Annotated in this window: 6 protein-coding genes; 3 read left to right on the top strand and 3 right to left on the bottom strand. The window is 60.2% G+C overall.

Going from position 1 to position 10,021, the window contains the following annotated elements; genetic code table 11:
* Positions 1-460: 460 nt before the first annotated feature.
* Positions 461-3,112: a cation-translocating P-type ATPase gene (locus ACTO5E_RS08590; protein WP_482303002.1), complete on the bottom strand. Its 2,652-nt coding sequence runs from the start codon at positions 3,110-3,112 to the stop codon at positions 461-463.
* Between the two features lie 220 nt (positions 3,113-3,332).
* On the opposite strand from ACTO5E_RS08590, the gene ACTO5E_RS08595 reads away from it, so the two are divergent.
* Positions 3,333-3,917 carry a phosphatase PAP2 family protein gene (locus ACTO5E_RS08595; RefSeq protein ID WP_482303003.1) on the top strand — a complete coding sequence of 195 codons (585 nt, stop codon included), beginning with the start codon at positions 3,333-3,335 and terminating at the stop codon, positions 3,915-3,917.
* Positions 3,918-3,968: 51 nt separating this feature from the next.
* Here the strand turns inward: ACTO5E_RS08595 and ACTO5E_RS08600 are convergent, their stop codons facing one another.
* Both ACTO5E_RS08600 and ACTO5E_RS08605 read right to left on the bottom strand, forming a co-directional pair.
* Positions 3,969-4,379 (bottom strand): GNAT family N-acetyltransferase, encoded by a 411-nt coding sequence (locus tag ACTO5E_RS08600; RefSeq protein WP_482303004.1) that lies wholly within the window; start codon positions 4,377-4,379, stop codon positions 3,969-3,971.
* Positions 4,380-4,924: 545 nt separating this feature from the next.
* On the bottom strand, positions 4,925-8,974 hold the full coding sequence (locus ACTO5E_RS08605; protein WP_482303005.1) for an efflux RND transporter permease subunit: 4,050 nt from the start codon (positions 8,972-8,974) through the stop codon (positions 4,925-4,927).
* A gap of 200 nt (positions 8,975-9,174) precedes the next feature.
* Between ACTO5E_RS08605 and hisH the strand changes: the two genes are divergently transcribed.
* Together hisH and ACTO5E_RS08615 are read left to right on the top strand one after the other, a co-directional pair.
* Complete coding sequence (hisH, locus tag ACTO5E_RS08610) at positions 9,175-9,792, top strand: imidazole glycerol phosphate synthase subunit HisH (RefSeq protein WP_482303006.1); 618 nt, start codon at positions 9,175-9,177, stop codon at positions 9,790-9,792.
* Positions 9,793-9,806: 14 nt separating this feature from the next.
* Positions 9,807-10,021 (top strand): HisA/HisF-related TIM barrel protein (locus ACTO5E_RS08615; RefSeq protein ID WP_482303007.1); only part of this gene is annotated, 215 nt, incomplete at its 3' end.

Raw genomic sequence — 10,021 nt, forward strand, 5'->3', positions numbered from 1 at the left:
AGAGTTTTCCACTGGCATTCTGCCTGCCTGAAAAGTAATTTTCCTTTCGGTCAAACAGCTGTGAAGAGTCAAAGAGCTTTACAGAACAGTTGTTTTTCCGGGGCGAAATGACAGGAAGCTGTGTGGATTCGACTGCATTTTGTATATTGTGAGCTTCCGAGAGACATTATACTACATGCAGTGCACGAAGCATGTCGAAAAAACCGCTTTTTCCAGAATTTCTTGTGAAAAAATTGTGAACAGATGTGGAAACTTGGAAAAAAAGCGGTTTTCAGGGGGAGCTTTCCCAAAGCTTCCCCCTTTTTTGTGGAAAAATGCCCAGTTGTGAACCCATTTTCTTGCGTCAGCCTCTTTCCTTGCGGGAGCATACTGGCTTGCCGCAAGTTGTAAAGTTCCGGTATTTAACACTTTTCACAGAGTTTTCAACAATTCACGGGTTTTCCACAGGAAAAGGACTCCTTTACAGAGTCCTTTTCTTCTGGGGTTTTGTTCTCTTTTTTCGGGCGGACTGAAGCAGCAGCTTTTCACCCTCCACTGCCACCAGAGGGCACAGGGAGAGGCCGGCCACCAGCAGCCACTGCAGGGGGCTGAGCACTGCTGTGCGGAACACTGCCGCCAGGGGCGGGAAGGCCACCACGCTGACCATCAGCAGGGCGCAGATCAGGCAGGCGGCGTTGAGCTTAGGGTTGGAGAACAGCCCCAGCTCCAGCACAGACCGGGAGGAGCGCATGTTGAAGCTGTGCACCAGCTGCGAGAGACTGAGCACCGCAAAGGCCATGGTGCGCCCCACCACCGGTTGAGCGGGGTTGGGGTCAAACCACACCCGGCCTATGGTGTAGGCCAGCAGGGCCAGGGCTCCCACCAGGCAGCCCTCTACGGCTACCGAAAAGCCCATGCCCCCGGAGAACACGCTCTCGTCCCGCCGGTGGGGGGGCTCCTCCATTACCTCTCGGGGGATGGGCTCAGCGCCCAGGGCCAGAGCAGGGAGGGAGTCGGTGACCAGGTTGACCCACAGCAGCTGAATGGCCAAAAGGGGCGCGGGAGCCCGCAGGAGAAAGGCCATAAACACCACCAGAATCTCGCCAATGTTGCAGGAGAGCAGAAAGTGGATGGTTTTGCGGATATTGCTGTAAATGCCCCGGCCTTCCCGCACGGCGGCGACAATGGTGGAAAAGTTGTCGTCGGTAAGCACCATGTCGGCAGCGGACCGGGCTACCTCAGTGCCGTTTTTGCCCATGGCACAGCCAATGTCAGCGGCCTTCAGGGCAGGGGCGTCGTTGACTCCGTCGCCGGTCATGGCTACCACCAGGCCCCGGCGTTGGCAGGCTTTCACCAGCTTTACCTTGTGCTGGGGGCTCACCCGGGCGAATACCCGGCAGCGCAGCACCTCCCCTGCCAGCTCGCTCTCAGAGAGATGGTCCAGCTCCGCGCCGGTCATCACCTTGTCATGGTCGCTGGCAATGCCGGTGCGCTTTGCCACAGCCAGAGCAGTCGCTGCGTGGTCGCCGGTAATCATGACAGGGGTGATGCCTGCCCGCTTGCATTCCAGCACTGCGGCCCGCACCCCCTTCCGGGGCGGGTCCTCCATGCCAATGAGCCCGCAGAAGACCAGGCCGCTTTCCGTCTGCCGGTCGTCAGAGGGGAGATGGTCCACGTCTTTATAAGCCACGGCCAGCACCCGCAGGGCCTGCTCTGCCAGATGGGCGTTGTCGGCCAGCAGCTTGGCCTTGGCCGAGCCTGTCAGGGGGACCACAGTGCTGCCCCGCTGCTGGTGGGTGCATCGGGCAATGAGCACATCAGGCGCGCCCTTGGAGATGACGCGCCAGCCGCCGGCAGTACGGTGGGCGGTGGTCATCATCTTTCTGGCAGAGGTGAAGGGAATCTCCCCCACCCGGGGAAAGGCCCTGTCCAGGTCATTTTTTGACTGGCGGCAGGCCCGGAGAAAGGCGGTTTCAGTGGGGTCGCCGGTAATCTGGCTCTCCTGGGCCTCGGCGTTGTTGCACAGAGTGGCCAGCTCCAGGGCAAACTGGGAGGCAGGGCTCTCTACAGGCTCGGGGCCAAAGGGGCCAGTGTAGGCGGTAACCGTCATCTTGTTCTGGGTGAGGGTGCCTGTCTTGTCAGAACAGATGACCTGAGTGCTGCCCAGGGTCTCCACTGCCGGCAGATGCCGCACAATGGCCCGCTTTTGGGCCATTCGCTTGACCCCCATAGCCAGCACAATGGTCACCACAGCGGTGAGGCCCTCGGGAATGGCGGCAACACCCAGGCTGATGGCAATCATGAACATCTCAAGGGGCTCGATATGCTGCAAAAGCCCCAGGGCGAAAATCACCCCGCAGATGGCCAGCACCCCCAGGCCCAGCACCTTGCCTGTCTGCCGGAGCTTTTGCTGCAGGGGCGTCTCAGGGGAGCTCTCCTGGTCCAGCATGTGGGCAATGCGGCCCACGGCTGTGTCCATGCCTGTCGCGGCCACAATGCCTACTCCGGCCCCGGAGGCAATGCCTGTGGAGGCAAACACCATGTTTTTCCGCTCGGCCAGAGGAGCCTCTTTGGCGCACATGGCGGCGGCGTCCTTCTCCACTGGGGCCGACTCGCCGGTGAGGGCGGACTCCTCCACCATCAGCTCCACAGAGCTTACCAGCCGCAGGTCGGCGGGGGCCAGATCACCGGCCTTTAAAATAACCGTGTCGCCGGGGACCAGCAGGGTGCTGTCCACGGTCAGCCGCTTGCCACCCCGAAGTACCCGGGCATGGGGGGAGGAGAGCTTTTGCAGAGCGTCAATGGCCTTGTCGGCCCGGAGCTCCTGCACGGTGCCGATGACCGCATTGCAGACCACAATAGCCAGAATAATGATGGAGTCCAGGTACTCTCCGTCCCCCTGCATACTGGACGCCCAGAAGGAGACTGCCGCCGAGGCCAGCAGGATCAGGACCATAAAGTCCTTGAACTGGCTGAGAAACCGGGCCAGGAGGTTCTGCCGCCGGGCGGGGCGCAGCTGGTTTTTGCCGTGGCGGTCCAGACGGCGGGCGGCTTCGGCTGGGCTCAGGCCCCGGTCCGGGTCGGCGGAAAGGGTTTCGGCAGCCTGTTGGCGGCTGACGTGGTGAAGGTCCATAGCTATCCCTCCAAAATCTCGTTGGTAATGGGTATGCGGGAGGACAGGATAATATGAGTGTTGCAAACAGGAGGACCTTCTGCTACAATAAAAGAATCCCCATCCCGGGACAAAAGCCTGATGGCAGGCACAACAAACAAGGGCGAAGCAGCCCGTCTCCCTTTTCTGCGGAAAAATGGGAATCCTCATCCGACTCAGTCGTAAAAGAAAGGAGCCCTCCATGCCAGAACTCAATCTCTTTGACCAGACTGTCATGAGCTTTATTCAAACCCACTGTCACAATGCCTTTACCGACAGGATTTTTCCCGTTGTCACCTATCTGGGGGAGGGCGGCGGGTTCTGGATCGTCCTGGGGCTGCTGCTGGTGATTTTTGGCAAGCGTTCCGGCTGGCGCGCCACCGGCTGGGTGGTGCTGCTGGCTATGCTGGCGGGGCTGTTGATTGGAGAGGTCACCCTGAAAAATATCATCTGCCGCCCCCGGCCTTTTCAGGCGTTCCCCAGCTATGGGGAACTGCTGGTTTCGCCGCCCTCAGGCTGGTCCTTTCCTTCGGGGCACAGCTGCTCCTCCTTTGCGGCAGCTGTGGTTATTCTCCGGCGGGATAAACGCTTTGGGGCGGGAGCCCTGACGCTGGCGGCGTTCATTGCCTTTTCCCGGGTGTTTTTGTTTGTCCACTACCCCACGGACGTGCTGGCCGGAGCCGCCTTGGGCACGCTGTGTGGGCTGGGAGCCTGCTGGCTGGCCCCCTGGCTGCGGGGCTGGTGGAAGGAGCGGTGCGGGAGAACCGGAAAGAGCCTGAAGCCGTAAAAAACCTGCCGCAGAAAAGCGCAAGCTTCTCTGCGGCAGGTTTTTTACTTGTTACAGGAGGACCTTCCACATGGCCTGGCAGTCGCCCTGATAGCGCCAGCTGCTGCCGCTGGGGTTCTCGCCTGCTTTCTTGAGCCCCAGATGCTCTAAAATGGCCTGGGACTTCTGGTTGCTTTTGTGGGCGTAGGCCTCCGCCCGGGCGAGACCGGCGGGCAGCTCCTTGGCCAGCCATTGATAGAGGGAGCGGAACAGGCCTGTACCTTGGTATTCAGGCTTAATCTGAATCTCCTCCATCATCAGCGTGTCGCCGTGGACAGCATATTGAAAGTACCCGGCCAGCTGGCCCTCCCAGTGGAGGAGTACCAGCTGGCGGTCCTTGTCTCCCAGCGCGGGGAGAATGTACGCTTTCCACAGGGCAAGGTCCTCCTCATAGCTGTCGCCGGTGGGGGCGATGGCAGTCATGTTGGCCCGCAGAATGGAGAACAGCTGAGGGAGGAGAGCGTCCAGGGAATTTTCGGGGCAAGGAAAATGTGGCGGGCATGGGAGCCTCCTTTTCTGTGCAGAGAAGAATGAATGATAATCAAGGTGTGTGTCCCCTCCAATCTGGCCGCAGGGGGAGGGGCGTGCTTCAGGGCGGGCTATATCGAGTTTTCCGGGCTTTGCAGCAGGTGTAGTGGCGTACTGACTGTATATGCAAATGGCTTGACGAACAGCGAGGGCGTGGGACCATGAGCGTTCCCGCGGGTCTTTCGGCTTGTGCGTTGAAAATTCATGAAGTACAAGGGGGATATAAGAGCTGCAAGCAATTCTGCGGATTTTCGCCTGGAAGCTGGCTGGCGTCCGCTCAAAATCCATACACTCCGCTCCGCTTATGTGAACTCGCCCTAAGAGACAAGTAAGCCTGAAATGCGCCCCCTGGAGACAGATTCCCCAGGGGGCGCATCTGTGCTTTGGAGCTCCACGACTTTCTCTTGCATTGCAGCAGGGTGGCTGAAAATGTCACCCCCTTATACGTCTACCTTCCGCAGCTCTTTTTTTGCCATAATGTCATACATGGCGGGCACTACGAAAAGGGTCATCAGGGTGGCGTAGAGCAGTCCGCCAATGCACACCACGGCAATGGGCTGCATCATCTCCGCGCCCATGCCGGTAGCCAGGGCCATGAACACCAGCCCCAGTACAGTGGTCAGCACAGTCATGAGGATGGGCCGCATACGGGTGCGCCCTGCCAGAATAATGGCCTCCCGGCGCGGGATGCCCTCCAGCCGGAGCTGGTTGATGTAGTCGATGAGCACGATGCCGTTGTTGACGATAATGCCCGCCAGCATGATGAAACCGATCATGGACACCACGCTCACCTCCATGCCGCAGAGATACAGGGCCAGAAAGCCGCCGGTAAAGGCCAGGGGGATGGTGAACATCACGATAAAGGGCAGCAGCAGAGACTGGAACTGAATGACCATGATCAGATAGATAATGAGGATAGCCAGAGCAGCCATTTGCAGCAGCTGGCCCATGGCCTCCATTATGGTCTCATTCTCGCCGGTAAGGGCGTAGGTGACGCCCTGGGGAGGCGTGTAGCCGTTCAGGGCCCGCTGTGCCGCCTGGGTCACCAGACTGATGTTGTACCCCTCCTCCAGGGTGGAGCTGACCGTCAGCACCCGCTTCTGGTTCTCCCGGCTGACGGCGTTCAGGCTCTGCCGGTCCTCAAACTTAGCCACGCGCACAAGGGGCACCTCCTCGGTGTCGCCGGTAGTGCGGTCTGTGGCAGTAACGGTGAGGCTTTTCAGATAGCTCTCGTTCATGCCGCTCTCCTTGGGGTGCACCACCAGCACGTCCTGGCCGTAGCCGTCTACCGTGATGCTGGTGGCGGTGCTGTCCTCAGTAATGGCAGCGCTGACGCTCTGGTAGATTTGGGCGGTGGTCAGGCCGTTCTCCATGGCCTTGTTTTTGTCCACCACAATGCGCAGCTCGGGAGTAGCGTCCTCCAGGTCGCTCTCAGCCTGGGCAATGCCCTCTACCTGGGACAGGGTCTCGGTAATCTCCTCTGCGGTTTGGATGAGGCTGTCCATGTCGTCGCCATAGAGCTTGATCTCCACCCCGGAGCCGCTCATGGCGGACATGTAGGAGCTCATATCCATAGCGCCCTGGGCTTCCACCGTGCAGTCCAGGTCTGCGCAGGCGGCTTCTATTTCCTTGGCCGCTTCGCTGTCGCTGAGGCCCGCGCTCTCGTCCAGAATCACATACATGGACACCTCCCTGGCCTCGCCGCCGCCCATCATGCTCATAACCCCGGCCCCGCTGCTGCCGCTGGCCATAGCGCCTACCGTTTCCACGCAGTCCAGAGGGAGAATGCGGTCTACAATCTGGTCGGACATGGCAGTGCGCTCCTCAAAGGTGGCGTCCTCCTGGGGCAGGGTAAAGCTGACGGTGATCTGGTTGCCGCTCATGGCAGGCATAAACAGGAACCCCCGGGACAGAGCCAGCCCCACGCTGGCTACCAGCAGCGCCAGGGACAGGGCCAGGCACACCCATTTGTGCCGCAGAGAGGCTCCCGCCAGCCAGCCGTAGCCCTGTATCACCCGGTCAAAGAGGGAGTGGTCCTTGGGCTTGCTGGCCCGCAGGGTGGTGGAGGTCATGGCAGGCACCAGGGTGATGGCTACAAACAGGCTTGCCAGCAGAGAGTAGCCAATGGTCAGGGCCATGTCGCTGAACAGCTGCCGGGTGACGCCCTCTACAAATACAATAGGAAGGAACACGCACACCGTGGTGAGGGTGGAGGCGATGATGGCCCCTGTCACCTGCACCGCCCCCTGCACCGAGGCCTTTGCCGCAGACATGCCCTCGTTGCGCAGGCGGTAGATATTCTCAATGACCACCACAGAGTTGTCTACCAGCATGCCCACGCCCACAGCAAGGCCCGAGAGGGAGATGACATTCAGGGTGACCCCAGAGAAATACATGAGCACAATGGCCACCATCAGGGAGATGGGGATGGAAAAGGCAATGACCACAGTGGGCCGGATGTCCCTTAGAAACAGCAGCAGAATCAGCACCGCCAGAGCCGCCCCCAGCACCAGGTTCTGCAGCACAGTGTCCACCACAATATAGATGTAGTCCCCCTGGTCGGACAGGGTGGTGAAGCGCAGGCCCTCATACTCCTCAGAGAGCTTTTCAAAGCGGGCCTGTATGTTTTTTGACACCAGGGCGGTGGAATAGGTGGACTGCTTGGTAAAGGACAGCACCAGCCCGTCCTCCCCGTTGATCTTGGCATAGAGCTCGCCGGCGTTGCTCTCGGTCTGCACGTCCGCCACGTCCTTTAAGTAGACCTTGCCAATGGCCTCGTCTCCGGTGTCGAACAGCAGCAGGTTTTCCAGTTCCTCCGCGCTTTCCAGCTTGTCGCCCACCCGCACCAGACAGGGCGCGCCTCCCTGGTCCACATAACCGGCGGGCATAGAGAAGTTCTGGGCGGACAGAATTTGAGAGACCATCTCCATGGTGATGGGCAGGTCCGCGTTTTTGTAGGCAGCCTCCTTCTGCTTGTCAAAGTCCTCCTGGGCAGACTCCAGTTGGGTTTGGGCAGATTCCAGCTGCTGCTGGGCAGCGGACAGGGCAGACTGTCCCGCCAGAATCTGGGACATGCCGGCGCTCATCTGCAGCACGCCGCTGGTCTGCTGGGCCGAGAGCTGCTGCAGGGCCTGGTTCACTGTCACCGCGCCGCTGTCCAGCTGAGAGAGGGTGCTTTGCAGCTGGGCTTTGCCGGCAGTGAGCTGGTCCAGGTTCTTCTGAGCCTCGGCAATGGAGGCGTCGATCTTCTCCGGGTCCACCCCGGCGGCCGAGGCCATGGCCTTGGCCTCGGTGAGGGCGCCGGCCAGGGCCTCGCGCCCGGCCTGAAGCTCCGCCAGCTTGGCAGGGGCTCCTTCGGCAGTGGTGCCTAGGGCGGCAAAACCGGCCTCGGCAGCAGCCAGCTGGGGGGTCAGGGCTTCCAGCTGGGCCTGGACCGCAGCGTATTCCTCGGTCTCCGGGTCCAGCTGGGCCAGCTGCTCCGTCAACGCCGCCTGCTGGGCAGTCAGGGCCTGATAGCCGTTGATCAGCTCTGTCAGCCCGGCAATGCCCTGGTCCGCAGCGGCCAGCTGGGTGTTCAGCTGGTCCAGGTTGGTCTTCAGGCTGGTGAGCTGCTCCAGGGCAGTTTTCAGCTGGGTCTCGGTTTGGCCCATGGTGGTGAGCTGGGCGTTGATTTGAGACTTGGCGGACTCAATCTCCACCTTTTTGGCAATGAGCTGGCCCTGAGCCTGGCCGGTCTGCTGGGCCAGCTGGCTCTGACCGGCCTCAAGCTGGGCCTTCTGGTCCGCCAGCTCGTCCGACTGCTCCTGGGTCTCGCTGAGGCCGTCCTCAATCTCCTGGCTGCTGTTGTCCAGCTCCTGCTGGGCCTCATTGAATTTCTGGTCCAGCTTGGCCCTGATTTTGGCGTTCACCGTGTCGATTTTGTCCTGCCGCAGCCGCACGGTGAGGCTCTCCTCCACATTGCCGCTGACCGAGACGCTGGCAACGCCCTCAATGCCTTCCAGCTTGGTCAGCAGTTCCCCGTCCAGCAGATTGGTAAGGGCGATGTTGTCCAGGCCCTCCCGCTCCATGGCGGCCACGGCCACAGGCAGCATGCTGGGGTTTATCTTCATGATGTAGGGGGTGCTCACCATGTCGCCCCAGCTGCCGGAGACAGAGTTCAGCTTCTCCCGGATGTCGGCGGTCAGGGTGTCCATATTGGCGTCGTCGGTGAGCTGCAGCATGACCTGAGAGCTGTTCTCCCGGCTGACAGAGGTGATCTCCTCCACATGGTCCAGGGTGGCCATGGCCTGCTCAATGGGGCGGGTGACCTCTTGCTCCACCTGCTCTGGGGTCGCGCCCGGGTAGGCGGTAATAATGACCGCGTAGGGCAGGTTGATGTTGGGCAGAAGGTCGGGGGTCATGCGGGTAAAGGCCACCACTCCCAGCACCAGGGCAATGACCACGCCCACCAGGACGGTCAAAGGCTTTTTTACGCTGAACTTGGAAAACATGGGTTGGGTTCCTCTTTTCTATGTAAGAAGATAAAGGCGGAAAACATGCGGGCAAAGGCATGTTCCTAAAGTATAAACCCTTGACAGCGTGAATGGATGAATTTTTTGTAAAGATTCCGGCAGAGAAGATCAGGGAAAAGCTTGCATAACAGCAGGAGATATGATATACTTGCCTTAATAATTTAATGAGGTGAATTGTCTTGATTGCCATTATCGACTACGGGGCGGGCAACCTGCAAAGTGTAGAAAAGGCCCTGCGGCATATTGGCTGCGCCTGTCAGGTGGCCTCTACTCCGGCCCAGCTGGCCTCATGCGAGGCTGCGGTGCTTCCGGGGGTGGGAGCCTTTGGCGAGGCCATGGCCGGTCTGTCAAGCCGAATGCTTGACACCGCTGTCCGGGAGTTTATTGGGCAGGGCAGGCCCTTGCTGGGTATTTGCCTGGGCCTGCAGGTACTGTTTGAAAGCAGTGAGGAGTCCCCAGGTGTAAAGGGGTTGAGCGTTCTGCCTGGCAAGGTCCTGCGCTTGCCGGCAGAGGGGCAGAAGGTCCCGCATATTGGCTGGAATTCTCTGGCTTTGGAGCGCCCCGGCTGGCTGCTGCAGGGCTTGGAGGCAGAGCCTTACGTCTATTTTGTGCACTCCTACTATTTGCAGGCTCAGGGGGACGTGGTCACTGCTTCGGCCAGCTACGGAGCCCACATTCACGCGGCAGTGGAGCGGGGGAATCTGGCGGCGTGCCAGTTCCATCCGGAAAAGAGCGGGCGCACCGGCCTGCGTATTCTGAAAAATTTTGCCCAGCGGGTCAAGGAAGCAAGAGCCTAGAGAGGAGGGGCGGCATGTACGCAAAACGAATCATCCCCTGCCTGGACATCAAGGACGGCAGGGTTGTGAAGGGAACCAACTTTACACAGCTGCGGGACGCCGGGGACCCAGTGGAAGCAGCCAAGGAGTACGACCGCCAGGGGGCGGATGAGCTGGTTTTACTGGATATCAACGCCTCTGCGGACAGCCGGGGAATTTTGACCCATGTGGTGGAGCAGGTAGCGGAGAG

The sequence above is a fragment of the Acutalibacter sp. genome (assembly GCF_056800975.1).